This is a genomic window from Flagellimonas flava, from assembly GCF_050617915.1.
Taxonomy (GTDB): domain Bacteria; phylum Bacteroidota; class Bacteroidia; order Flavobacteriales; family Flavobacteriaceae; genus Flagellimonas; species Flagellimonas flava_A.
In genome coordinates this window covers 1-25,008 of record NZ_JBODQE010000013.1, presented here as the reverse complement: position 1 = coordinate 25,008, position 25,008 = coordinate 1, and the positions used below count along the sequence as shown (strand labels likewise).

The 25,008-nt window shown below is 40.2% G+C and carries 27 protein-coding genes; 19 read left to right on the top strand and 8 right to left on the bottom strand.

What is annotated here, in order from left to right; all coding sequences use genetic code 11:
• Genes ACRHOZ_RS19520 through ACRHOZ_RS19510 form a run of 3 tightly spaced genes read left to right on the top strand, consistent with a single transcriptional unit; the run spans window position 1 to window position 1,381 of the window.
• Window positions 1-639, top strand: coding sequence for a VTT domain-containing protein (locus ACRHOZ_RS19520; RefSeq protein WP_431129472.1), 639 nt, complete (start codon window positions 1-3; stop codon window positions 637-639).
• A 21-nt stretch (window positions 640-660) separates the two neighbouring features.
• Window positions 661-960, top strand: coding sequence for a hypothetical protein (locus ACRHOZ_RS19515; RefSeq protein WP_431129469.1), 300 nt, complete (start codon window positions 661-663; stop codon window positions 958-960).
• A 4-nt stretch (window positions 961-964) separates the two neighbouring features.
• Window positions 965-1,381 carry an MgtC/SapB family protein gene (locus tag ACRHOZ_RS19510; protein ID WP_431129466.1) on the top strand — a complete coding sequence of 139 codons (417 nt, stop codon included), beginning with the start codon at window positions 965-967 and terminating at the stop codon, window positions 1,379-1,381.
• Between the two features lie 54 nt (window positions 1,382-1,435).
• Here the strand turns inward: ACRHOZ_RS19510 and ACRHOZ_RS19505 are convergent, their stop codons facing one another.
• From ACRHOZ_RS19505 to ACRHOZ_RS19490, 4 genes are read right to left on the bottom strand one after another with little or no spacing between them, the layout of a single operon-like run.
• Window positions 1,436-2,671 carry a cation:proton antiporter gene (locus ACRHOZ_RS19505; protein ID WP_431129463.1) on the bottom strand — a complete coding sequence of 412 codons (1,236 nt, stop codon included), beginning with the start codon at window positions 2,669-2,671 and terminating at the stop codon, window positions 1,436-1,438.
• Between the two features lie 46 nt (window positions 2,672-2,717).
• Complete coding sequence (locus ACRHOZ_RS19500) at window positions 2,718-4,649, bottom strand: KUP/HAK/KT family potassium transporter (RefSeq protein WP_431129460.1); 1,932 nt, start codon at window positions 4,647-4,649, stop codon at window positions 2,718-2,720.
• 2 nt (window positions 4,650-4,651) lie between these two features.
• Window positions 4,652-5,914, bottom strand: coding sequence for a serine hydrolase (locus ACRHOZ_RS19495; protein WP_431129457.1), 1,263 nt, complete (start codon window positions 5,912-5,914; stop codon window positions 4,652-4,654).
• Window positions 5,915-5,917: 3 nt separating this feature from the next.
• On the bottom strand, window positions 5,918-8,836 hold the full coding sequence (locus ACRHOZ_RS19490; protein WP_431129454.1) for a PEP/pyruvate-binding domain-containing protein: 2,919 nt from the start codon (window positions 8,834-8,836) through the stop codon (window positions 5,918-5,920).
• A gap of 106 nt (window positions 8,837-8,942) precedes the next feature.
• Here ACRHOZ_RS19490 and ACRHOZ_RS19485 point away from each other — a divergent pair, with 106 nt between their 5' ends.
• The 9 genes from ACRHOZ_RS19485 (at window position 8,943) to ACRHOZ_RS19445 (ending at window position 15,891) form a co-directional block, all read left to right on the top strand.
• A complete protein-coding gene (locus ACRHOZ_RS19485) occupies window positions 8,943-10,127 on the top strand; it encodes a cation:proton antiporter (protein ID WP_431129451.1) in 1,185 nt (394 codons plus the stop codon).
• A gap of 147 nt (window positions 10,128-10,274) precedes the next feature.
• Window positions 10,275-11,063 carry an RMD1 family protein gene (locus ACRHOZ_RS19480; protein WP_431129448.1) on the top strand — a complete coding sequence of 263 codons (789 nt, stop codon included), beginning with the start codon at window positions 10,275-10,277 and terminating at the stop codon, window positions 11,061-11,063.
• Window positions 11,060-11,644, top strand: coding sequence for an SET domain-containing protein (locus ACRHOZ_RS19475; RefSeq protein ID WP_431129445.1), 585 nt, complete (start codon window positions 11,060-11,062; stop codon window positions 11,642-11,644). Before ACRHOZ_RS19480 ends, ACRHOZ_RS19475 begins: the two co-directional genes overlap by 4 nt.
• A 282-nt stretch (window positions 11,645-11,926) precedes the next feature.
• Window positions 11,927-12,862 (top strand): TerC/Alx family metal homeostasis membrane protein, encoded by a 936-nt coding sequence (locus ACRHOZ_RS19470; protein ID WP_431129442.1) that lies wholly within the window; start codon window positions 11,927-11,929, stop codon window positions 12,860-12,862.
• Between the two features lie 144 nt (window positions 12,863-13,006).
• A complete protein-coding gene (locus ACRHOZ_RS19465; RefSeq protein ID WP_431129439.1) occupies window positions 13,007-13,369 on the top strand; it encodes a hypothetical protein in 363 nt (120 codons plus the stop codon).
• A 12-nt stretch (window positions 13,370-13,381) separates the two neighbouring features.
• Window positions 13,382-13,633, top strand: coding sequence for a hypothetical protein (locus ACRHOZ_RS19460; RefSeq protein ID WP_431129436.1), 252 nt, complete (start codon window positions 13,382-13,384; stop codon window positions 13,631-13,633).
• 73 nt (window positions 13,634-13,706) lie between these two features.
• The gene (locus ACRHOZ_RS19455; protein WP_431129433.1) at window positions 13,707-14,102 is read left to right on the top strand and encodes a hypothetical protein; all 396 of its coding nucleotides are present in this window, start codon (window positions 13,707-13,709) and stop codon (window positions 14,100-14,102) included.
• A 1-nt stretch (window position 14,103) separates the two neighbouring features.
• Entirely contained in the window at window positions 14,104-14,676 is a 573-nt protein-coding gene (locus ACRHOZ_RS19450; protein ID WP_431129430.1) for a DUF502 domain-containing protein, read from the top strand.
• A gap of 54 nt (window positions 14,677-14,730) precedes the next feature.
• Window positions 14,731-15,891, top strand: coding sequence for a saccharopine dehydrogenase family protein (locus ACRHOZ_RS19445; RefSeq protein ID WP_431129427.1), 1,161 nt, complete (start codon window positions 14,731-14,733; stop codon window positions 15,889-15,891).
• Between the two features lie 8 nt (window positions 15,892-15,899).
• Here ACRHOZ_RS19445 and corA read toward each other — a convergent pair whose 3' ends face one another.
• From corA to ACRHOZ_RS19425, 4 genes are all read right to left on the bottom strand, one after another.
• Window positions 15,900-16,961, bottom strand: coding sequence for a magnesium/cobalt transporter CorA (gene corA, locus ACRHOZ_RS19440; protein WP_431129424.1), 1,062 nt, complete (start codon window positions 16,959-16,961; stop codon window positions 15,900-15,902).
• An 18-nt stretch (window positions 16,962-16,979) separates the two neighbouring features.
• Window positions 16,980-17,453, bottom strand: a complete 474-nt coding sequence (gene dps / locus ACRHOZ_RS19435; RefSeq protein WP_431129421.1) for a DNA starvation/stationary phase protection protein Dps — start codon at window positions 17,451-17,453, stop codon at window positions 16,980-16,982.
• 91 nt (window positions 17,454-17,544) lie between these two features.
• Window positions 17,545-17,982, bottom strand: a complete 438-nt coding sequence (locus tag ACRHOZ_RS19430; protein ID WP_431129418.1) for an Hsp20/alpha crystallin family protein — start codon at window positions 17,980-17,982, stop codon at window positions 17,545-17,547.
• Between the two features lie 193 nt (window positions 17,983-18,175).
• Window positions 18,176-18,454, bottom strand: coding sequence for a hypothetical protein (locus ACRHOZ_RS19425; protein WP_431129415.1), 279 nt, complete (start codon window positions 18,452-18,454; stop codon window positions 18,176-18,178).
• 455 nt (window positions 18,455-18,909) lie between these two features.
• Here ACRHOZ_RS19425 and ACRHOZ_RS19420 point away from each other — a divergent pair, with 455 nt between their 5' ends.
• The 7 genes from ACRHOZ_RS19420 to ACRHOZ_RS19390 all read left to right on the top strand — a co-directional run bounded on the left by ACRHOZ_RS19420 (window position 18,910) and on the right by ACRHOZ_RS19390 (window position 24,726).
• Complete coding sequence (locus tag ACRHOZ_RS19420; RefSeq protein WP_431129412.1) at window positions 18,910-19,392, top strand: single-stranded DNA-binding protein; 483 nt, start codon at window positions 18,910-18,912, stop codon at window positions 19,390-19,392.
• An 84-nt stretch (window positions 19,393-19,476) separates the two neighbouring features.
• The gene (locus tag ACRHOZ_RS19415; protein WP_431129409.1) at window positions 19,477-19,926 is read left to right on the top strand and encodes a JAB domain-containing protein; all 450 of its coding nucleotides are present in this window, start codon (window positions 19,477-19,479) and stop codon (window positions 19,924-19,926) included.
• A 10-nt stretch (window positions 19,927-19,936) separates the two neighbouring features.
• Window positions 19,937-20,134: a hypothetical protein gene (locus tag ACRHOZ_RS19410; RefSeq protein WP_431129406.1), complete on the top strand. Its 198-nt coding sequence runs from the start codon at window positions 19,937-19,939 to the stop codon at window positions 20,132-20,134.
• Between the two features lie 367 nt (window positions 20,135-20,501).
• A complete protein-coding gene (locus ACRHOZ_RS19405; protein WP_431129403.1) occupies window positions 20,502-21,065 on the top strand; it encodes a BfmA/BtgA family mobilization protein in 564 nt (187 codons plus the stop codon).
• Window positions 21,065-22,144, top strand: a complete 1,080-nt coding sequence (mobB, locus tag ACRHOZ_RS19400) for a MobB family relaxase (RefSeq protein ID WP_431129401.1) — start codon at window positions 21,065-21,067, stop codon at window positions 22,142-22,144. The genes ACRHOZ_RS19405 and mobB overlap by 1 nt, the downstream gene beginning before the upstream one ends.
• A 16-nt stretch (window positions 22,145-22,160) precedes the next feature.
• On the top strand, window positions 22,161-23,744 hold the full coding sequence (locus ACRHOZ_RS19395) for a type IV secretory system conjugative DNA transfer family protein (RefSeq protein ID WP_431129398.1): 1,584 nt from the start codon (window positions 22,161-22,163) through the stop codon (window positions 23,742-23,744).
• 151 nt (window positions 23,745-23,895) lie between these two features.
• Window positions 23,896-24,726 carry an RteC domain-containing protein gene (locus tag ACRHOZ_RS19390; RefSeq protein ID WP_431129395.1) on the top strand — a complete coding sequence of 277 codons (831 nt, stop codon included), beginning with the start codon at window positions 23,896-23,898 and terminating at the stop codon, window positions 24,724-24,726.
• The last annotated feature ends 282 nt before the right edge of the window (window positions 24,727-25,008 follow it).

The following is a 25,008-nucleotide window of genomic DNA, read 5'->3' as shown; positions in this document are numbered from 1 at the left end:
ATGAATGAATTGATAGACCTTATAGTACACACCGACGATGCATTGCTGGCATTGGTATCTGACAATGTTATAAAGGCCTATTTAGTATTATTTACAATTATCTTGCTTGAAACCGGAATTATCTTATTTCCGTTTCTTCCAGGGGACGGACTCCTGTTTTCTGCCGGGGTCATAACAGCAACCACCGAACTCAACCTATATATCTTATTGCCCATTTTGATAGTAGCCGCTATCTCGGGAAATATCATAAACTATAGGACCGGAGCCTTGTTTGGAGGTTCCTTTCGAGGCAGCAACAATTACTTTATAAGAGCCTACATCGCAAAACACCTTCCAAAAGCTGAGGAATTTTATCTGAAGCATGGAGGGCGTGCCATCATATTGGGGCGTTTCTTTCCCGTTATCAGAACCTATATTCCTTTTGTCGCTGGCCTGGTCAGGATGGAAAAAAGGGCATTCTTTAAGAACACTTCCATAGGTGCCATCCTTTGGGTTTCACTTTTTCTATGTCTTGGCAACCTTTTGGGGGAGATTACATGGGTGAAAAACAACTATGGCCTTATCTTTCTTTCCTTGGTCATACTAACGCTTATACCTTTGTTGGTAACTCTTTTACGTAAATCATTTTCAAAAACTTGAATTACCTAATACAATCTAAAAATGAAAAAAACATATCAAAACCTATTGGAAGCCTTGGATGACCTCAATGCAAGAGGTTATATCCAATCCTTTAGCCTGACCCCAAAGGGACTCTATTGTCCCTTGACAAAAAAAGTTTTTACCGCGGACCAAATCACGATTACCGAAGTACATCATTTTGAGAGTGACTCCGATGTTGGTGACCTCGCCATACTGTATGTTATCGACATTGATTCAGGGTGCAAGGGAGTACTCATTGATGCCTATGGCACTTACGGCAATTCGGACATAGGAACTATTTTACGAAAATCAAAAACTTAACTATATGACATCACTTGATTTTTTAACCAGGCTACTCTTGGCTGTTGCCGTGGGGCTTGGTATCGGTTTTGAAAGACAATGGCGAAATAAAACCGCCGGGGTCAAAACCAATATGCTGGTATCTACGGGTTCTGCCATTTTTGTGTTATTGTCCCTTCTAATTACAGAAAAAGATGGGGACGTTACCCGAATCATCGCCATGATTGTCTCCGGTGTAGGTTTTTTGGGCGCTGGGGTGATTTTTCGCGAAGGGGCCAACATTCAGGGGTTGGGATCTGCCGCTACCATTTGGTGCAGCGCAGCGATTGGAAGTATGGCAGGGGGAGGTTTTGTGAAGGAAGCCATATTTGCGGCAATGCTGATAATTGTCATCAACCTTATTGTTGAACCTTTGGACAAATGGTTACGGGCCAGAAAATAGACATACACTGAATATACCTATGTCACTATTCAAAGTAATTCTGGTTTTTGGATTTTACATTCTTTTATCCAGGCGAGCAAAACTCCATTTGAGTAAAATTGGTGTGGTGAGGGTGGTAACGATGCCCATAATGACCAAAATTGAAAATATTTCCAGATTTATCATCCCCGAAGTGTAGGCAATATTGGCTATTACCAATTCCATGATACCACGGCCATTGAGTCCTATTCCAATAGTGAATGCACTCATTCCGTCCAATCCGGAAAGTTTACCCCCTAGGTAACCTCCCACAATTTTTGAGAAAAAGGATACGGCGAGTACGGTAAATAACAATCCGTAATCCGCTATGGAAGCATAACTGAATTCCAACCCAATGCCGGCGAAAAAAATTGGGGAAAGAAAGCTCATGGCCATCCCATTGGTGGTCTTTCCAAAAGCATGTACATGGTTTTTTCCAATTAGGTTGCCATCAAGCAACATGGCTGCAAAAAAGGCTCCGATAATAAAGTGGAATCCTAAAGATTCAGTTATCATCGCAAAAATCAGGATGAAAATAAACAGCAACGCGTACAACGACTCTTTTGCTTTTAACCCGTTGACAAGTTTGTTCAACTGCTCCTCTATGAAATGCTCTTTTTTTGACAACCGCTTCATGGCGTAATGAATGATGCCCAAGAGAAGCAGGAACAATGCCAATTTCACCAAGGAAATTGAGGCCACCGTGGCAATGGCGGTCAAGGATTTGTCGGTATGTTCAATATTGATTATCAGTCCAAGTATGGTCAACGCGAGTACATCATCAAAAATGGCCACCGTTATAATTTTTTTTCCGATTTCCGAATCCAGTTTACCCATATCCATGAGCATCCGAATGCTAACAGGTAAAGCGGTTATGGCAATACACAAACCCAGAAATACGGTTACCATCGCTTCTTTCCCGAAGAAATAGCCTACACCAAGTCCGCTGAAAAACGGCAGAAAAAAGGCCAAAATTGAAATGATAATGTTTCTCCCCTTGAGCGACCTCAAAATATCGTCAAGACGAATCTCAAGCCCAGCAATAATGACCAGTAGGAAAACGCCAAGTTCGGAAATAGTGCCTATTTCATCGGTTTTGTGGATGAGGTTGAAAACAGAAGGCCCCAACATTATCCCAGCCAGTATTTCACCAATCATGGCAGGTTGGCCCAAGCGTTCTGCCAATTCTCCCAGCACCCTTGCCAAAACCAACAAAAGTAACAGGTTCGTAAAGAAAGGCAATTCTATAAAATTCATACTTGCGTATTCCATTGGGTCAAAATTTTATTTGGGCAATTCCTGTTCATTGAAGCCACCATCAATTAATTCTTTCTATTTTAACTTCCCTGTCGCTGGAAACATTAATGCCTATTTCCTCGTTTATGGTAACTGCACTGTTCAGCCCAAAGTCGTTTTTGATGGAAAGCCCAATGGTCTTCATAAACCGATATATACGCGCCGCAACCATATCGTGTACTTTAAGGTTTCTATCGCTTGCAATAACGGTTTGAACCAGCACAAACTTGAAGTCCGGAGGCACTGTGGCTTCAGTTTCTTTAAAAAAAACATTGGTGCCAACGATTTCGTCGTTGCTTGTCAACTCATCATGAATGGTTCGCATGGTATCCTCAATAAAATGAGGTTCTTTGAAGCCCAGCTTCAACTTGACAAAAAAAGCTTTTTCGGGGATAAGGGTCTCACACGTATAGGAAGCACCATGGGGCACATCGTCAATTTCGAGATGTAAAAACCAATAAATACCTGCCCTTTTGGGTTGCCCGTAAAAAAGCGAGCGAACCACTACGGCATCAATTAAGTTGCTTTTTGAGGAACGCACAGGAAAAATTAGGTTTGATGCCAAGTAAGGCAAACTACTATCTCCCTGTACTTTTTTCAACAACGGCAGTATGGTTTCTACTTTTTTATACTGCAAGACACTACTGCGCAGGTTCCTCGCTTTTTTGTAATAGTACAACAGGGTAAATAGTACGGTTGCTACCAAAAGTGTAAACCAGCCACCATGGAATATTTTACCCAGATTGGAAACAAAAAATAGTATTTCAACCCCAATTATAACCAAGAAGCCTGCTAAAATCACCCATTGCTTTCTTTGGTTTGTCCACAAAAGATAGCCCAGCAATAGGCTTGTCATCAACATATTGACAATAATGGCCATGCCATAAGCAGCCTCCATATTGGAGGCCTTTTTGAACAAAAAAATGATGGCAAGGCAGCCTGCCATTAAAAAATAGTTCACCTGTGGTATGTATACCTGTCCTTTAAGCAGTGCAGGATACTTTACCTTCACATAGGGCCAAAGTTTCAATTTGACAGCTTCGTTGACCAGGGTAAATATCCCCGTGATAAGAGCCTGACTTGCGATGATAGCGGCTACGGTTGCCACAACAATTACATAGGGTAAAACACCATATGGCACAGAGGCATAGAAAACAGAGGACACTTCACGGTCCACAGGGAGGGAAAGGCAGAATGCCGCCTGCCCAAAATAACTCAACAAAAGAGTGGTCAGTACAAAATACCAAGAATAACGGATGTGCTTCTTTCCACAGTGCCCCAAGTCTGAATAAAGGGCCTCTGCCCCTGTGGTACAGAGAAAAACAGCTCCCAATACCCAAATAGCTCTTGGGTATTCTGTGAGAAAACTAAAGGCATAAACTGGATTAATAGCTTCAATGACCGCAGGAAACTTTACAATATTTATCAATCCCAAAATGCCAATGCAGGTAAACCATAGAAACATTATGGGGCCAAAAACACCTCCTATACGCAGTGTGCCAAATTGTTGGACTGCAAACAGTATGATTACAATTGCACAAACTATGGGCAATGTGGGTACTTCTTCGTAAATATGTGTAATGCCCTCAACAGCCGATGATATGGAAATGGCAGGGGTTATAAAACCATCACTAATCAATGCCGCACAACCTATTAAGGCCGGAAAAATAATCCATTTTGACTTTGTCTTGGACAAAAGCGCATATAGGGCAAAAATGCCTCCTTCTCCTTTGTTATCTGCATTCAACGCCAGATAAATGTACTTGAAAGTGGCTATAAGCAGCAAGGTCCAAAAAACACAGGAAAGGCTTCCCATGATGAGTTGCCTGTCGAAGTGTTTCCCGTCGGTGATGGCACTGAACACGTACAAGGGTGAGGTACCAATATCACCAAAGACAATACCCAGTGTAACCAACAAACCGCCATATGTTACCTTATCGGTTGAATACTGCATTCTTATTTATTTTCCCGTATCATCCGGTCTATTTTGCTGGCCAAGGCCAAATGGTCTCCTGCCGAGTTTTTACTCAATACATTGGTCATCAAGCACACCATGTAGTTGGTGCCGTCTGGATGTTCAACTATGGCTACGGAGTTCATATAGTTGTACACATTGCCTTTGTACTTGCCACAGGAAGCATCCTTGGTTTTATCACACTTATAAAGGCTCCCCGATTTAAAGTACACCGCTGCCTCTTTCAATTCAGGGGCTTGCGCATAACGTATTCTTCTGTCGGTCATGTACATCAGCCTTTTGATTTCTAGGCTTGATTTTTCATCAACTACCTTTCCCTGTTCCAGTTGCAACATCCATTTCATCAACCCCAATGGTGAGCCTATACTTCCTCCTTTACTCCCCACATATGGATTTGCCCCACGGGTAAAGAAACTGCCCAAACGCCATTCGTCCTCGGTAATTCCCAAATTGCGCAGCGGTTGGTTTACAACAGAAATTGCCAAGTCCGTGATTTCAGTCTTGGGCGTATTTTTAAAATAGGCATCCGCATCTTCTTGGGTCATTGTTGGGTATTTATCCTTAAACGCAGCTATAAGTAACGCCTCGCGCCATACAACACTTGCCGCGCCATTGTTGCTTACCGACAACATATGGTCTGCCCATTCGAACAATGAGAACACATCGCTTACCACTGCCTGACGCTTCACCAACTTATTTGTGGTAATATCAAAAACAGGAATGGTATGTTCGTCGGTAAGCACCCAATTACCACCTTCTACGTTTTTATCCCGCAATAATGCAATCCGTTTTTCCCAAGAGTTCGGATACAACTTTGCCAATTGGTCAAACAAGGCTGTTGCTACGACCAGTTTGCCAACACTCCCGGGTTGGTAACCACTGGTTTCATTCTGCTGTGCATAGCGTAACTTGTCAGGGTTGGTAATGTCCAAAATGGTGATTGAATAACTCCGGTGCAGTTTTGGGAACACGGCATCTATTTTCTTTTGCAGTTCAGTTTCACCTTTTAAAATTTGGGGGGTACTGTCCATTTTACGGGAGAGTAGATGCAATTTGATGTCCTTGATGGATTTATAGGCCCCTGCAGGAAGCCCGGCATCGGGCAATTTGCCTTCTTTGGCCAATTGTAAACGTTTTAAGCGTTTGATACCTGTGGTTTCGTAGCCGTCAATGGGATAATGGTAAGGTACAGTAAAAGCTGTGCATACCAATAAAGTGATGAATATGATACCGATTCTTTTCATTTTTTACAGTCTTTTGGTAAGTGAAATCACTTTGTTCTTATCAATTTTCGGAGTGATGGATTCCAGATAATCTGACCCAAGGGCTTTTTTATTTTCCACAAATGGCCGAATTTGGAAAAGCCAGAGCTTATCATCCTTAAACCCTAGTTCAACATCATACGCCCCTTTATACTTTGATTTGGTGTCTTTGGCAAAACGTTTTCTAACGGAGATAGCCAAATCACTTATGTCTTGCAGGTTTTTAGGGTTCAAAATAGGCGTTTCAAAAGTTGCCCTGCCCACTCCCGTACCACCTGAAACCGGTAAGGTCTTATAGTTGGCTTCACGTGCAGGAGCCGTTAATTTCCGGTTCCCTTCGGTATCCATCACATAGGATTCCGCTACTTGCCCATCTACCGCTCCTCCTGCACCCCGGCTAAAGGCAATCGTCAGTTGTTCTTCATTTCCCGACACCACCCCTTTGGTTATCAACACCCCGGAATACGCTACATCTACTGAAGGAATGACCAGGATGGACGGGTATACATTTTCTGGGTTCAACAAGTATTTTTGCCTCCATTTGAAACTACGTTCGGTGTACGGGGATGCCCATACGTCCTTGATACCCTGAAGAACCTTTTCTTTCTGAAGGGCATTGAAAATGGTAAGGTTGAGCCCTGCCCCTGTAAAATCCTTGAGGTCTTCCATATTGGTGTCACTGCGTAAAAAAACAGGGACACTCCCTATGGGTTTGCCCAAGATGTTTTGAAACGAGCTTTCGATATCCTGAACAAAGGTCTGTTTCAACGGCATTTTTTTTATGGCCTCCCTCAAAACCTCCAATTGTTGCAGCTGGTAGGTTTCAATCTCGCTATCGCTAACTCTATTGTTCCTTTGCCTTTCGGCTTCCGCAAAAACAGTATTTAAAAAATCCCAGTACGAGCCTTTTTGTCCGGGCATAGGTTGTTGCATATGGTTTTTGAAAATGCCAAAGGGTATTACAAAACCTTCTACCACCTTATCGGGGTAAAGTGCCTTCAATTGACCTAAATTGGCGGCCTTGGGACCACATAATTCCCCAGAATCATCGGCATTCACCTTTCGAAGGTCAAGAATGCTGTTTACGGATAATTTTAGTGCTTCAACAGGGACTTCAATGCGTTCTTCCTTACGCTCCGTGATGATAAATAGTTGTGCCTCTTCCCGAGTCATGTCTTGCTCCAATTTCAATATCACATTGCCTTTGTTCGAGACTGCAAAGAATACGTTCTTACCGCTATATGGCTTAAGGGCATCGAGATTTTCTTTGGACAGTACCATGTTGGGAATAGCAAGATTTCTAGCCAGAAGCTGCACGTGTGACACCAAATTTCCTTCAGCGACTGTAGCAATACCTGCCACGGGTTTTAAATCGGAAGGTGCCTTCTCAAACACATAGATTTTTTTATTGGAAACCTCGATATCTTCGTGGTTGCCTTCCACTACCTCCAACTCACCAAAGGCATATCCCGGGTTCAACCCACGGATGGTGCTTTGGTTAGTGAGCTGTAACACCTTGTTCGTTAGCTGTGATTCTCTGGCAATGATAGTTCCCAATTCACCCACTGTTTTTCCTAAAGGCAGGGCGACCGACGAACGAATTCTATCATCAATGAATCCATGTGCAAGCGGTTCAAACTTCACATAGGTGTCAACTACATCTCCATACACGGCATCTACCATTCCAGCACTCCATTCCAACACACCGCGGGCAGCTTCCATTTTTTCCGTAAGCTGATAGAGTTTAATGTTATTGGCAGTTGTAGGATTTAGAGGGGATTCTACCGCCTTCCATTCCCAAAGCTCAACGAGCCCGACTCCCGTCGCCGCCTTGGCAAGCATATAATTCTTTTCCAGTAGTTCTACGAGCGTTGAAGGCTGCCATAGTTGGGACTGTTTAAAAATAATGGCCTCCAACTGGTGGGCAATATCCATTAAGGCCAGTCGCTGGGCAGCACTTTTTTCCTTGGTAACAGTTTCCCTTAGCTTTAGAAGCATGTTGGCCGATGTCCCTATTAACTGCTTGGGATTGTTGGAATTATTAGCTGTGGCAGTAAAACGTTGTAAATCCTGTTTTAGAATGTTGGTGCTTGACAAGGCGTTTATCCTTTTCGCCAGATTTTGAAAATTTACAGGTTCATGGAATTTGCGCATGGTTTCAACAAGCGCTTCCACAGTCTTGTTCTGGGAGGTGGATAATTTAGACTTGTTTTTCTTTAGGAATTCTATGGTATTATCAACATCGACGGGTTCAGGATTGCTGTGTATTTTAACCCTGAGGTCCATAAAGGCCTTGTACTGGTCCGAAATTGCTTTGGCCTGTGCACGCATGAGTTGGGAGAGGTCATCGTCCCCTTTATGTGGAATATCTTTAAGCGATTGAAAAACCAGGTAATATTCCTTTTCAAGCACTTCATTTTTAGATAATAGCCATGTATAGAATTTTACTCCCCAGTCTTCCTCATCCTCAATTTGAATGGCACCGCGGTAGTATTGCCCTTTGCGGTTGACCCAGCCATCATCTACCCGCATCAAATACCTGCCCAACTGGTACTGTTTTAATCGGGAGTGCGCATTGGAGGCATCCCAAAAATCATTTTTGTCCGTATAGGCCAAAATTTGCCCCAAATAGATATGGTTCGATTTCCCAAGAGCTGTTACTTCGGGTTTATAGGTGGCATGTTGTATTCCTTCAATAGCATCGGGGCATGGGTCTTTGGGCATTCTAATGGTACCATCTTTACAGAACCATCGAATGCTCTCATAGGTCCCTCTGGTATCTTCCTTATAAAATGCAATACGCTTTTTAATCAATTCCGTCGGAATCTCCTGACCCAATAGCGGTTGACTATACACAAACAGACCAACCCCTAAAAATAGATATCGAAATAGCACTCTAAACATACTGATGTATTTTCCCGTTACGACCCTATTTATTTTTTGGGTCACCCTTAAAAGTGACCCTAACCCTAAAATGAGGTCTTAAAGCAAACCTTTATCAATATTCTTAATGGTACTAGCAAATATCACAGACCCTTATATAGCGTTAATCGCGCTCATATCCGTAGGCATCGTAGTCATAAGCCTTTTGTTAAAGCGTATGAAACAAACCTATATCATTGGCTACATCTTGGTTGGTATCTTAATAAAGCAGAGTAATCTGGAAACCATTGAAAACATGGATAATTTGCACTTACTCGGTGAATTGGGCATTATCCTATTACTTTTCTTTATCGGTATGGAAATTAATTTGGTGGATTTTGTGAAGCAGTGGAAAATTGCTGTACTAGGTGTCATCGCCCAACTTTCATTAAGCGTCCTGCTCATATTTGGTATCGGCACCTATTTTGATTGGGGTACGGCCCGTATTGTTGTTTTGGGCTTTGTGGTCGCTCTGAGCAGTTCGGCCGTAGTAATAAAACTTTTGCAGGACAAAAAGCTCATAGATACAGAAATGGGAAAAAATGTTTTGAGTATACTTTTGGCCCAAGATGTTGCCTTTGTGCCACTTCTTCTGATTATTTCCCAATTGGGAGGTTCTCAAATGACAAGCTGGGATTTAGTTCTTATGATTTTTGGTTCTGTACTGATAATTGGGCTACTAGCCTATATCTATATTAAACGAAGTTTGCACTTTCCTTTTCTAAAACGTATAGAGAAAGACCATGAACTACAATTCTTTGTAGCGGTGTTACTTTGTTTTGGCGGGGCTCTTGTTACTTCTACTTTTGGCCTCTCCGCCGCCCTCGGGGCATTTGTCGGTGGAATGCTCATCAATGCAACCAAGGAGGCACACTGGATTCAGAACACGTTACACTCTTTCCGTATACTGTTTGTTTCATTTTTCTTTATTAGCATAGGTCTTCAAATAGATTTGGCCTTTATAAAGGATAATATCTGGACCATAGGTAGTGCCATTGCAATTGTTTTTTTATGCAACCATATGCTCAACACACTTATCATCCGCTATTTTTCGGGCAACTGGAAGGATGCATTTTTGGGAGGAGCGTACCTCGCCCAAATTGGGGAATTAAGTTTTCTGTTGGCAGCAACGGCCTTTGCCTATGGAATCATCGAAGCGTTCAGTTATCACTTTACGATTAGTATCATATCACTGACCCTTATCATTAGCCCCTTTTGGATAGCAACTACCGAAAAAATGATTCATACTTTTTTTAGAAAAAGTAATTTATAATCTCTTACAATTTAGGGTGACCCAAAAAATAAATAGGGTCATATGGTAACAAAAAGATAGCTGCACATTTTTGGATGTTGTAGTACAATTTGACGAGTGTGGCTTATCTATTCACACAGATAAAAGAGTGTAGCTGAACATTAATTAATGAAAACAAAAATTACCGCACTACAAATTGCTGACAGTATTGACATATTGGAGTGTAAAAAGCACATTAAAGATGAAGTACTCTTTGCTGACAAAGATGAACTTTTACTGAAGTATAAGGAGCAGAGCTTTGTCTATATTTTTAGGTACGGTACCATTTGCGTTCACAACCTTGATTTGGCGCAGATAGGAGAGCTTAAAAGAGCCTTATATCCATTTTGCAGTATTCCAAAATTTCCAGAAGATTCTTTGGTTGAAACCGTTGAAGTAAAAACCGATGCGAAAACCGTAAAGGTTGATTTCAACAGTGTTTATTTAATCGACAATAACCAAGAAAAGATATGTCTCACTATGCTGAATGCATCCCAATCCGTAGCCTTGGACTACTATGCAGGGATTACGGAACAGCTTTTGGAAGATACCAGACAACATACAAATTTTTTGGAGGCCAAGGGAAAGCTGGACATTAGTGGTAGAACCCTGAAAAAATATATTGGTAAAGTATTGAACGTGAAGAACCAGATTTCAGAGAACCTATACATTTTTGACTCTCCAGATGTGGCTTGGGACGATGAAGACCTTAACAAGTTGAACGTTGAACTCAAAAAGAAGTTTGACCTTAAAGACCGTTACCAGACCATTAACCAACAGCTTAATATCGTGAAGGAAAATCTTGAACTTTTTAAGGACATTATGTACCACAGGGAAAGTAGTCGATTGGAGTGGATTATTATTATTCTGATTTTGGTGGAAGTCATAGATATGTTCATTTTAAAGATTTTCAAATGATACATCCCAATACTGAAATCCAATACATCAACGACGAAATAGGCTATGGCGTAGTGGCCAAGTCGCTTATACCCATGGGTACCATAACATGGGTTTTGGACGAATTTGACCAAGAGTTTACCCCAACACAAATAAGAAATATGGCTCCGGTTTACCAAGAAATCTTGGACACATATGCCTTTAAGAACAATTTGGGCAATATGGTGCTGTGTTGGGATAATGGTCGGTTTGTAAATCATAGCTTCAATTCTAATTGTTTAACTACAGCCTATAATTTTGAATTGGCGATAAGGGACATTTTACCCGGGGAACAACTTACCGATGATTATGGCTATTTGAATATGGACAAACCATTTAAGGGCATTGATGAAGGGACGAGAAGAAAGACGGTCTATCCCGATGATTTGTTGAAGTATCACAAGGGTTGGGACAAAAAGCTTGCACTAGCCTTTAATCAAATTGGTGCAGTCGAACAACCCTTAGCAAAACTTATCTCAAGGGAATTATGGGGTATTTGCATAGATATCCAAAATAGGAAAACACCTATGAAATCAATACTCGCCAACTATTATAAACCCTAAAGTAGTCTCTGTATACATTTACTTTCTGGCTTTGTTGGTCTGCTAGCAATATGTCTGGGCAGGCAACTGCTACATTTTTAATAGTGGTCTATAATCTCTTGAAACTAAGGGTGACCCAAAAAATAAATAGGGTCATAAAGTCATAGAAAAGAGGACTACACACCTTCGGATGTAGTACAACTGGAGGAGTGTAGTCTTTTCATCTATAATAATAGTAGAGCTTTAATGCTAAGATAACAAAGAAGGAAGTGCCTTAAAGTTTTCATCAAATCATATATACCAATGGTCATCTGGATTGCTTTTATTGTGTTTATAATAGTGATGCTACTCATCGACTTGCTTGTATTGAACCGAAAAGGGGTTGCGTTCACCCATAAGAAAACAGCCATAGAGACCTTTTTATGGATAACCCTTGCGATGTCTTTTGCCCTTGTCATTTATTGGTTATACAACAATGGTTTGGTACAGAATATCAATAACCTAAGCCCTACGGAAGCGGTCATAAAGTATATCACAGGCTACCTTATAGAATTGTCCTTGAGTGTGGATAATCTTTTTGTAATCGCCATGCTATTTGCTTCTTTTAAAATTCCCTTAAAGCACCAGCACAAGGTACTTTTCTATGGAATTTTAGGGGCTATTGTCTTCCGGGGACTGATGATTTGGGCAGGTATCCTGCTTATCCAAAAAATAAGTTGGATTACCTACATCTTTGGAGTATTGATGTTGTTTACCGCATTCAGAATGTTGGTAAAGGATGAAGGGGATAGCGAGAAACCTTCCAGGTTTAAAAGCTATTTGTACCAAAAGTTTAAGGTGAGCGACACCCAAAACGGCGACAAGTTTTTTGTGGTAGAAAACGGCATCAAGTTCGCCACGCCTCTATTCATTGCCTTGCTAATGATTGAGGCCACCGATTTACTTTTTGCCATAGATAGCATCCCCGCAATTTTAGCCGTTACCACGGACCCGTTTATAGTACTTACCTCAAATATTTTTGCAGTGCTCGGTCTTAGGTCAATGTACTTCTTTTTGGCCAATATGCTTGAACAGTTTAAATACCTAAAGTACAGTGTGTTTACCATTTTGGTGTTCGTAGGCCTCAAACTAATGACCATTCACTTTTTTAAGTTTCCTGAATGGTTTTCCCTAAGTTTTATAGGGGTTTCCCTGCTCCTGGGTATTTTGGTTTCGTTACTGCATAAAAACACAAAATAACAGGGTGACCCAATTCTTGTATGGGGTCATAAGGATATAACAATCGCATATATGATGGATTGAACATAATCCACATAAAGAAGACCAGCTTTGATGTGATATGTACTGGAAAAAATAGATGATAACACCAAAACAAAATTAAAAATGGAACAATTAAAAAAAGTATTCGGCCTTACCATGATTGCCTTATTTACTTGCTACACCATTATGGCACAAGATGATGAGCAAATTTCTGGAGAACCTGTAACAATTACTGCAACCTATGACGGTTTTACAAGTAATAGCTATAGTTTCACATTCATTAACGGTGAAGGTGAAGAAGAAAGTATCTTCTTTGATTACGCCACTGACGAAGTATTAAAGGCATTTGACCTGAAATCCAAAAAATTGGAAGGGAAAAAATTTGAGGTAACCTATGAGGAAACCACCGAAACGGAGGAAGATGAGGAAGGAGAAGAATTGGAATATACCAAAACAACCATTATTTCTTTAAAACAATTAAACTAAATTTTAAATACAATGAAACTATACAGAATTTTGACATTTTTCGTACTGCTTTTCGCTTTAACTTTTACTTCCTGTCGAGATACAAAAAAGGAAGAACCGAATGCAGAATCAGAAACCGAAAAAGTAACTCCTAAGGAAGAAGAAATTACTGAAGAGTATGATAATGAAAACGAGAACTTTAATGATGACGAAGGTTATAACGATGAAGAGAATGAAATCAAAGAATCAGAAAAAGAGATAGATTCTTTATCTGTTGAGGAGTAACATCAACTCAACTCTTGTAAAGAATGCCCACAAAAATGTGGGCATTCTTTAATAGCATTTTAATTAGAAAATAATGATTTTTGAACCATCATATACCGAGGAATTTTACAAAAAACTTGCCTATTTGTTCTATTCTATTGCCATGGCCGATAAAAAAATGGTCGTGGATGAAAAGCGCAAAATTGTTGCATATGTAGAAAAGTATTGGATGGTCTCCCTCGAAAGTACTAATAGTGCTGAAATCATATACGAAACCCTTAGAGTTCTTATCAAAGAAAAAGTGAGTTCTGAAGAAGCTTTCCAAATCTTTAAAACATACTTCAACGAGAATCCTCAAAAGTTTCCACTCGAAATAAATAAAAAATTGATGGAAACAATAGATAGTATAGCAATTTCGGCATCCAGGAGGAACAAATCAGAACTGGTGTTGCTTACCAAAACACATAAGCTTTTATTTAAAGACCCTTAAAATGAAACGAATTATCAACTACCTTTTTCAAGGTATTTTATATATAGCTCCGTTGGCCATAATAATTTATATACTGTACAGAGTCTTCATAGTTGCGGATAGTCTGTTGCAAAAGATGATTGTGGATGTATTTGACGTCACCATACCTGGCTTGGGAATTCTGACCTTATTGTTGTTCTTAATATTTATTGGCTTTTTGGGCAATACCATAATTGCCAAACCTTTGAAACGCATTTTTAAAAGAACCATCGACCAGGTTCCCTTGTTACGCTTTGTACATTCTGCCCTGACCGATTTGTTCTCGGCCTTTGTTGGAAAGGAAAAGAAGTTCAATAAACCCGTTTTGGTAAAGCTGAACCTGCATTATGCGCTTGAAAAACTAGGTTTTATAACCGAGGACGATTTAGGTTTTCTTGGGCAAAAGAACAAAGTTGCCGTCTACTTTCCGCACTCTTACAATATCTCTGGAGAACTTTTTATAGTACCAAAGGAAAATATAACGCCCCTTGATATCCCATCCAGCGAAGTGATGAAGTTTATAGTTTCAGCGGGACTCATGGGGCAGGAAAAGTAGCTTAACCAATTATGCCCAAAAGGTTTTGTTCAGGGTAGTTAAACATCATTGTATATGAACAAACATCACAACATCATCATTGCCGGAGCAGGCGGCATCGCGCAAGCAGTAGGGCTTATTCTCGTGGAATGGAGCAAGGTTACCCCAACTCTCTTTATTGGCAACCGAACACTTTCCAATGCAGAGGATATGGCCCAATGGATCCTAAAAGGTACAGACAAGCCCTGTGCCATTCAAACATTTGAACTCAGTGATGCCATACTTAGCCCTGAAGTAGAAACAATTTTAAAACAGGGGGATATCCTATTGGACTGCCTTCCCGGTAGCCTTGCCCCATGTATGGCCTCTTACGCCAAAACATACCATCTCCATTATGCCAACCTTACCGAGTATGTTGATGAGACCCAACAAATAATAGATTTTGCTAAGGATGCCAAAACCGGGTTTATTTTGCAAACAGGGTTGGCTCCAGGTTACATCAATGTGCTAGCACATAAATTATTTCAAGAGTTTTGCCTTGAATTTAGGGTTACAAAAGTGGAAAGCCTAAAATTTAGGGTAGGCGCATTGACCAAACACGCTACCCCACCACATTACTATGGATTTACTTGGAGCCCTGTTGGAGTGGCTACCGAGTATATTAAGGATGCGGTAGTAATCAGAAAGTATCAAAGAAAAAACCTGCCTTCTTTATCCGAAAGTGCAACACTCATTATTAATGGTGTCACTTATGAAGAGGACTTGACCTCAGGAGGTGTGTCAGACCTGCCAGACGCATTGGCTGGAAAAGTAGGCACGCTCGATTATAAGACCTTGCGCTACCCTGGACACTATACTTGGGTGAAAGACCAACTAAAAAATATTGAAAGTAAGATGGACACCATAGAAAAGTTACAGAGCAAGATGGAAAAACATATTCCACATACCGAAGATGACCAAGTAATACTTTATGCCACAGTAGAAGGGAGGGATAAAACGGGAAGACTCCACAAAAGAGAGGTCGCTAAACAAATCTTTCCACAGTTGGTAGGCAAGCATCTTTTACGTGCCATACAAATTACCACGGCTGTTCCATTGATACAGTCTGCTCAACTGCTCTTAGAATCGAATCTGAAAGGGGTAATTCTTCAAAGCAAAATTGACCCAAAAACCTTTTTGGCCGGCAATTATATCACTGCAGTTTATGGTGATACTGATACATTGGTCAAAAAATAAGCTGAATCCTATAACCATTTCTTCCGCCGAAAGTAATAGAGCAGGGCAATAAAAATGAGAATCATAATGCCCCAGAGTACGAAATAGCCATACTTGAATTTTAGTTCGGGGATGTTCTCGAAATTCATTCCATAGACACCCGCCAAAAACGTAAGTGGAATAAAAATGGAGGCTACAATGGTCAGTACTTTCATTATCTGGTTCATTTTATTCCCTAGGGTGGTCATGTGCATATCCATCAAACCCCAAATCATTTCACGATAAATCTCAACATTTTCAGAAACTTGAATGACATGGTCATGTAAATCTCTAAGATAAAATTCTGTCTTTTCAGAAATAAGCCTGTGTTCGCCTTTTTCCAATCGATTGACAACCTCACGCAAGGGAGACACCGCCCTTTTTATCCTAAGAATTTCCTTTTTTAGTTGCTGTATCTCATAAACAATATCGTCGTTGGGTTTATCTTCGAAGAGTGCATCTTCTAGGGTTTCAATCTTTTCACCCACGGTTTCCATAAGTGTGAAATAGTTATCAACTGCCGCATCCATAAGTGCATATAACAGATAATCCGCCCCATTGGAACGAATGCGTCCTTTTGCATTTCTTAACCGGTTTCTTACGGGGTCGAACACATCTCCCTCTGCTTCTTGGAATGACAGCACATAACCTTCGCCTAATATGAAGCTAACGTGCTCTGTGTGTAGTTGTCCATCAGAATTGATGTGAAGCATTTTGAGTACCACAAAGAGGTATTCGTCATATTCTTCAATCTTTGCCCGTTGGTGCGTGTTGGCAATATCCTCCAAAATTAAGGGATGCAGGTTGCAGTGCGAACCAATCTTTTCAATGGCGTCTACATGGTTCAATCCGTTGATGTTTATCCATGTTGCAGGTTTACTAGCAATGTACGGAAAGGAATCCTCAATGGTCCCCAGTTCCTTCTCCTCAAAGAAGTCAACATCATAATCGAACACATCTATAAACAGCTCGATACTTTCCTTGGTACCGGTGTAGACTATGGTGCCCGGTGCCTGTCCCAAACTCTTTTTAATATTTTTTGATTTTCCCATGAGTGCGCCTGATTTAGTTTAAAGTAAATGCGCTTCTAACATCCAAAGAGATTTGTCAAGACCTCTGGTAACTTCAGTAAATAAATCTGCTGTGGCTTTATCTCCAAAGGATTCACTTACATCAATACTATCTCTTGTGGACTCACAAAGTTGCGCATACCGTTCTACCAACTTGGTAATTGTATATTCACTATTGTCAAAAGAATCGGGGCTTTGCTCCAATCGGGTAAGCTTGGAGGCCATTCGAATTGTACCTCGGGCTACGCCCCCTAAGGCAGTGGCTCGTTCGGCAATCATATCTACGAAAGATAGCGTCTCTGCCGCAAGTTCATCAAACAACTTATGAAGGGCATGAAATTCCATTCCCTTAACGTTCCAATGCGCCTGTTTCAGCTGGCTGTAAAGGTCAAAAGTATCTGCCAGTTGCTGGTTCAAAAGGCCTATCAGCTCTTCTTTATTACCCATTTTAATGGAACTTTTATATCGTATCATTTTTTACTGTTTTTTAGTTACAACTTAAAATATAAAGGCCGGAACCTTAATCCCGGCCATCATCAATCAACCATCATGAAATGCCAAAACATTATTTAATCTCAATCTGCTTTGGAGGCTGTTTTTTGGCCTCTTCCTTCTTTGGCAATTTAATTTTTAACACACCTTCTTTGTAAGAAGCATTAATGTTATCTGCCTGTACGCTTTCAGGCAATGTGAAAGACCTTTGAAAGCGACTGAAACTAAACTCTTTTCGGGTTACTTTCTTCTCCTCACTTTCTTTCTCTTCACTTTTTTCTGAAGATATGGTGAGCATACCGTTTTCTAGGTTAATTTTAAAATCCTCTTTTTTCAACCCAGGTGCTGCCACCTCGATATCAAAAGCTTCTGTACTCTCCGTAATGTTTACTGCGGGTACAGTTGTCCCTGTTTGTACGCCACTTACAAAATCGCGTCCCCAAAAGTCATCAAAGAAAGATGATAATGAGGGGAACACCTCGTCTTGATTGTTCCATCTAATTAATGACATTGTTTTAACTATTTAATTGTTGTTTTTATATCTTTCTTAAAAGGAGGGGCTGTTGGAGACCAACCTCGGTCGAAACTTTGTCATCCTGAACTTTAACGGTTCAGAAACGATTTCGAATGTGCTCAACCAACCCGTCCTTTGTATTTCTTTTGACCCAATCCACAAAAAGGGTCACTCCTTTTTTTGCCCTTTTTTACGACTCACAGTATTCTGCGTCACAATTGCCTTCCGGCTCTCCACCTATGGATTTGAAGTACTCATCATCAAAGGTATCGGGCAAGTTTTCAACCAAGGATTTCTTAACTAGGTATACCTTGTTGTCCAACACTATCTTTACCCTATCTTCTAACTCGGTTTCAACTTCCGAAAACACAATTACGTCGTTCTCCTTAAAACCATCAGGATAGGCAGCGGCCACTCTTCTTAATAGGTCTGCCGTTAGATACTCATAGTCAATATTTACTTTTTTCATTTTGAAATCACTTTTCCTTTATGACCCCAATGTGAATTTGGGTCACCTGTATTGAACAAATTTTTTATATCACTTCTATTGCTTCTGTATTTCTGACATTTCCGTTTTTATTTCCCCAATTACAGTTCCATCACAGTTTCTTTTTTGACAGCAAAACAACAACATTTAAAGCGTAGCGGGCGGCATAAAGCCGTTTCGTTAACTCCACTATTTATACGCCAGCTACGCTTTAAATATTGAGTCTACAACAGCATCAAAAAAGGTAACAGTGACGGCTCTATGGGAAGTAAATCAAAAACAAAAAAGATGAAATCATACAGAAACAATAAAACCGAAGCGATACAAAAGTTAAAAAATCAAAAAAAGGAAAACGCTCTGGATATAATAAGTAAATCAGTTTTAATAGCCTTATGGAAAAGGCAAAATCAAGTAGTAATATTTTAAATTTTTAAGTTATGAGTACATTAAGAAACAAAGTTCAATTGATCGGAAACATTGGTAATGAGCCAAAAATCACGAACCTTGAAAGCGGTAATAAGGTTGCCCGTTTTTCAATGGCAACCAATGAGTACTACCGAAACGCACAGGGGGAAAAGGTACAGTCAACCCAATGGCATTATGTGGTCGCTTGGGATAAGAAAGCGGACATTATCGAACAGTACACCCACAAGGGCAAAGAGATAGCCGTTGAGGGGAAATTGATTTCACGAAGCTATACGAATGAAATGGGTGTGAAATGCTATGTGACCGAAATTGTGGCCAGTGAAATTTTATTGTTGGGTTCCAAGAATGAAAGTGTTCCCGTCAATGAAATTGAAGTGGAAGAAACAACAGAGGAAAGTCCAAATGAGGGTGAAAAAGAAACCGCTACAGAAAATAAAAGTCCACGGACGAGAAGAACAGCAAACCGTAAGAATAACACGGAGAAAGTAGCTTAAATGCAGTAGTTTTTTAAAAAGTAAAGAGGGCGCACCCGCAAAAGTTCCGCCCTCTTTTTCATTATTAACGTAATACAGATAACAATGAGAGAGCAAGTTAACGAAATAAAGATTAGTTACAAAGACCGAATAAAATCCGATAAATGGATAAAGATAAAAGGGTCACAAAGTGCAGCGACCTTTATATATGATTATTGGGATAAAGACACCATTGAAGCCCACGAAAGTTTTAAGGTATTGTTACTGAACAATGGTAACAAGGTCAAGGGGGTATTTGAACTTTCAAAAGGGGGCATTACAGGTACGCCCGTTGACCTACGGTTATTACTAGCAGTCATATTAAAAAGCCTTGCCGTGGGAATTATTTTGACCCATAACCACCCGAGCGGGACACTTGTCCCAAGCGCATCCGATAAAAGCCTGACAAATAAGATAAAAGCTGCCACAGCCTTTTTTGACATCGTGGTTTTAGACCATATTATCATAACGCCCAATGCGGAATATTTCAGTTTTGCAGATGAAGGACTGTTGTAAAATTTGGGTTATGATTTATTTAAACTTCACAAATCTAGACGAGGAAACTCAGCAGTACTTGATACAGCTTTCAAAAAAAGATGTTGAGGACCGATACGGTAAAGAACTGAAAAAGTTTGCCGAAAGAAATAATTCGGATTACAACGATGTTTTAGAACAAGAAGCACAACGTAATCTATATTCCTATGATTACGTTTTCAATATTTAAACTATACAGATGGACAATTTGAAAGGGCAGTTTTACGACTGTCCTTTTTTCTTTGATGCATATTCAACAAAAAGGAATATCCCCTAAGAATACGCTAATATCCCTCCTTCAACTTTCTTAAAACCAATCCTTTTCACATCAAACCAAGAGCCAGCGAATACCTTGGTATTTGTATTGTTTTTCGTCCGTATGCGGGCGAAAAGGAATAGCAAGAGGGTAGCGCGCTAAAGCGACGCTACGAGTTTGATTTGCTGCGCAAAGGCCTATAAACACAGGTGTTTATATGGATTTCTTCAATATTGGAAATATTGAGGGATTGTGACAAATCAAATGGGAAGCCCTATAAACAGGGAAAAATATTGTGACAATGGACGGATTCAAATCGATACGCTTTAAGGAAAGCACCGTGAAAAGGTTTAGGGTATTCTCCAAGAAAATGGCGAAATCCTATTCAGAGTGTTTGGAATCCATAATGGATTTTTTTGAGTGGCACGGGCTGAATCCATCCCAGAAATTCGCCAAAAGTATCGTTCAGGAAATACTTAAGAACCGAGCACGTACCGATACCTCCATCAAACGTAATGAGGCCACCATTGCCATTATCAGGGACATAGAAATCAACCAGACCAAGCCCAATAATGCAATGCTGCTTTCGCTTTTTGGTGAGAACATAAAGAACAAAAAGCCTGTGAGAAAAGAAAGGAAACGATTGGAAAAGGAAGCGGATAGTGCTGCTGAAATTGAGATCACCGTCCCCAAAATCCGATACGAAAGACTATCTGAAAAGATGCAAAATCTAGTCAGGGACTATGGACATATTTTGGGCAATGTGGAGCTGGTAAAAGGCAGTTTTGGAAAGGAATATTTACGATTGAACATCTCCAAATCCGAATTGGAAAAATTCAAAAGAATATTAAAAAACAATATGTAATGCACATCAATATCACACCTCAAAAGATTGGAGAAAACTTCGAGACCTATAACGGTAGTGTGACCGATTATGTCAACTACTTGGAAAAGGAAAATGAAGGGAAACATCCAGAATTACAGGAGCATTTCTTTGACCAAAACAACAATCAAATCAGTCCTGAAACTGTCATCTCTGAGATTGATGGGAACACCAAAAAATTGAAAAAACGTGACCCAAAGTTTTATTCCATAGTGGTGAGTCCAAGTGCCAAGGAACTCAAACATATCAATAATGACCCTGCCTTGCTTCGCAAGTATACCAGGGAGTTGATGAAGGATTATGCAGCTTCTTTTTATAGGGACAGAAAGGTTACCGTAGATGACATAAAGTACTATGCAAAAATTGAACACGAACGAACCTACAGGGGCTTCGAAAAAAAGGTGAAGGCCAATGAACCCTATCGGAAACGAATTGCAAAACTTAAGAACGACCTTGCTAAAATTAATAGGGGAGAACTAAAGGGAAGTGCCAGAAAAACACAGCGTGAAATTGATAAACTGATTGCGGAAGCTCCCTATAAAGTTAATGGCAAAATCTTGACCGAAGGAATGAAAAAAGAAGGAATGCAGACCCATATCCATATCATCGTCAGTCGAAAAGATGTTACCAATACCTATAGCCTTTCCCCAGATACACAGCATAAGGAAAACACCACAATTTTGAATGGGAAAGAGGTTAAACAGGGTTTTAATAAGACAAAATTTTTTGATGCTGCCGAGAAAAGATTTGACCAAACCTTTCAATTTGATAGGAACTTTATAGACAGGTACAGTAGCAAAAATCTGTTTCGAAAAGACCCTGTAAAGTTCTTTGCACTAGTCGCCCAATTGCCAACCAATGAGCGGGAATTGACGATAAAGGCCTTGCATAAGATTGGAATACCGACAAGCAAAAAATCTGCTTTCTATACAATGTTGCACAAGGCTGGGCTGAATGTTCCAAGCATTCCCACCAATAAGGTGCAACTCGCCATCAAAGCATTCAACAAACTCAAAAAAGGATTGGATAGGGCCATTCAATCAGGCTCTATAGGTGTATAAGATAAGAACAAGTATTATGGAAAATGTAGGTCTTTTTATTGTGATTTTGGTTTCAGTTTTGGTACTGGAAGTTCTTCTCATCCGATTCCTTAGAAAAGGGTTTTATATCGTATTGATACTTTTAATAGTGGCTGCATTGTTGCTCAAAAACAATGTCCCTTTCCATCAATTTCTAAAGCTGGTTTTATATGGAGGATTGCCGCTTTTGTTTACGGCCATTCTATTGTTTGTTTTTGTGGCCGAAGAAGAAACGAAAAGCAATATCAATGAAAAATACAGGGTCATCTTAGATACAAAAGGGTATCGATTGAAATTGGATAACATCCGTCGCGGTATATCGATAATTGGTTCGGCTGGAAGCGGAAAGACCGAAAGTGTGGTGTACAATCTGTTCGGCCATTTAAGCAAGTTTGGCTTTTGTGGGGTGATGCACGATTACAAGAATTTTGAGATTACCGAAATGGCCTATCCCATCTTTACGCAAACGGACAGGCAGTTTTATACCATTTCCTTTGACCCGATATATAACAGGGTAAACCCTATAGCACCCCATTATATTCCCGATGAAGAAAGTGTTCACGAAATCTCCCGTGTCCTTCTGGAAAACCTGTTGGAGTTAAAAGAATCAGGAAGTACGGGAACATCAAAATTTTTCAATGATGCCGTGGAAGGGCTTATTGGGGGATTGATTTGGCGGTTGAAGGAGAACTACCCCGATTATTGCACCATACCCCATATGATTGCCCTATACCAACATCTGACCACAGAAGAACTGGTGGATTTTCTAAGCGCCAATGTGACGGCTAAGGCAATGGCGGATGCCTTTATCTCTGGAGTGGATTCCGACCGACAGACCGCTGGTGTGAAAAGTACTTTGGCGAATGCCTTCAAAAAAATAAGTACAAAAAAGATATTTATGGTGTTATCGGCGGATGAAGTGCCGTTAGGTATCAACCATACCGATACCCCTTCCATAATTTCAGTGGTCAACAACCCTAAAAAGGAAACTTCGTTATCCCCCGTGATTGCCACCATCATACATTCGATTACGAAGCAAATGAGCGAACGCAATCGACTTTCTTCTTTTCTGTTGATGGAAGAGGCTGCAACGCTAAGACTCTTGAATATGCATCGCATTCCAGCCACCTTAAGGAGCTATGATATTATAACGATTTACGTACTTCAGGATAAGATACAGAATGATATGATGTATGGCGATAAGGCGAGCAAAGCCATTTTGAGCAATCTTTCATATCAATTTTTTGGCAAGGCAAACGACCCTGATACCGCTAAATATTACGAAAGGTTCTTTGAGATTGTAAAGAAAGAGACCAGAAGCGTGAGCAAAGGACATTCCCTGAATTTTGATACTAGAATTACCCAAGGGGAAAAGGAGGTCGCCAAAAGACGCGCTGATGCTTTTTATGGTTTAAAACAGGGAGAGTTCGTTGTATTCTTCGATGGTAAGGATAAAAAAGTACGGTTTAAAATGCCCGTCATTGAGAGAAAACTTCCAGAACCTATCCAAATCACGGAACAGGAATTAAAGGCAAACTTTGATAAAATCCATCGGGAAGCACAGTCCATATTTGATTCCTAAACGGCGTAGGTACTTGTAACATTGGTATAAAGGCACAATTCTTGATGTAAATTCTTAAAAAAAAGAATTCAATGAATTGGTTATAAGATGCATAGAAGTAAACAACCTCCCTACATAAATAGGCCATTCAATTTATACAAAATGGGGATGTATGGAAAAGAAAATACTAGCTCAAGAATTATTGAATGAACTGGAAAGCATTCATTCAACGACACTGGACATTATCAAACAAGCCGACCTATCCATCGTGCTCTGCAGAAACCTATTGTCCAAATTCAAAAAAATGGTGCTTGAAAATGGTTGCGAAGACCCAAGTCAGGAGATAGAGTTTTTTAAAGAGACCAAGCAGATTCCCTTATCCAATCTGATTTATTTCTCTGACTTAAGGTCATTTGAAGCTCAGTTTCCCAAAGGAAATAAGACGGTCCAAAAGCAAGCCGTTGTCAAGAAGATAAACAAGCTCAACAGGTTCTTTACAGTCAATATGGACTTCAACCAGTATATAGAGCAGGGGAGGATGTATTTGGATGACCGTTATTTTACCAGGGCCTATTTCAATAAGTTCAATGTCACCACTTCAAAATACTACTATCGTGACCCCGATTTTAGTACCTCCCACGATTTGCTTTTGGCCAAACTGTTGGCCAATAAAAGATTGATCAAGTACCTAGAGGAACGATTAAGGAATCTGAACAGGCGTAATGGTGCAAAGGTGAAAAACGTTTTGAAGGGGTTCCAGTGGACATCTTCCAAAGCTGCTTTGGTCGAACTTATCTATGCACTTAATCACACGAGGTCTATCAACAATGGAAACATTGAATTGAAAGAAATCGTTACCCGGTTTCAGGAGATTTTCGATTTTGATCTAAAGGATTTCTATAAGACCTACTCTGAAATCAAGGCAAGAAAAAAGAGCCGTACCAAGTTTTTGGATGAGCTATCCGCTAGTTTGTTGTTCCGAATGGACAAGGAGGATATTTGATTACTTGCCACATTTTCAATGGTTTAAAAACCTCTGGAATGTCGCATATTTATTAGGGTTTAAGTTGTTTTGCATTTTTGGTTTGTCTATCTTTGCCTAGAATTTAACACAAGTTAAATCAAGAAAATCGGGAACAATTCGGGAACAAGATTTAAAAAAATACCCTAAAGTTCGGTTTTTGAAGGAATTAGGTGGAAAGGTTGTCATCCTGCCACCCCGACGAACCGCCTTTTGGCGGTCTTCATTACCCTGCTAATTTATTGATTAGCAGGGTTTTTCATT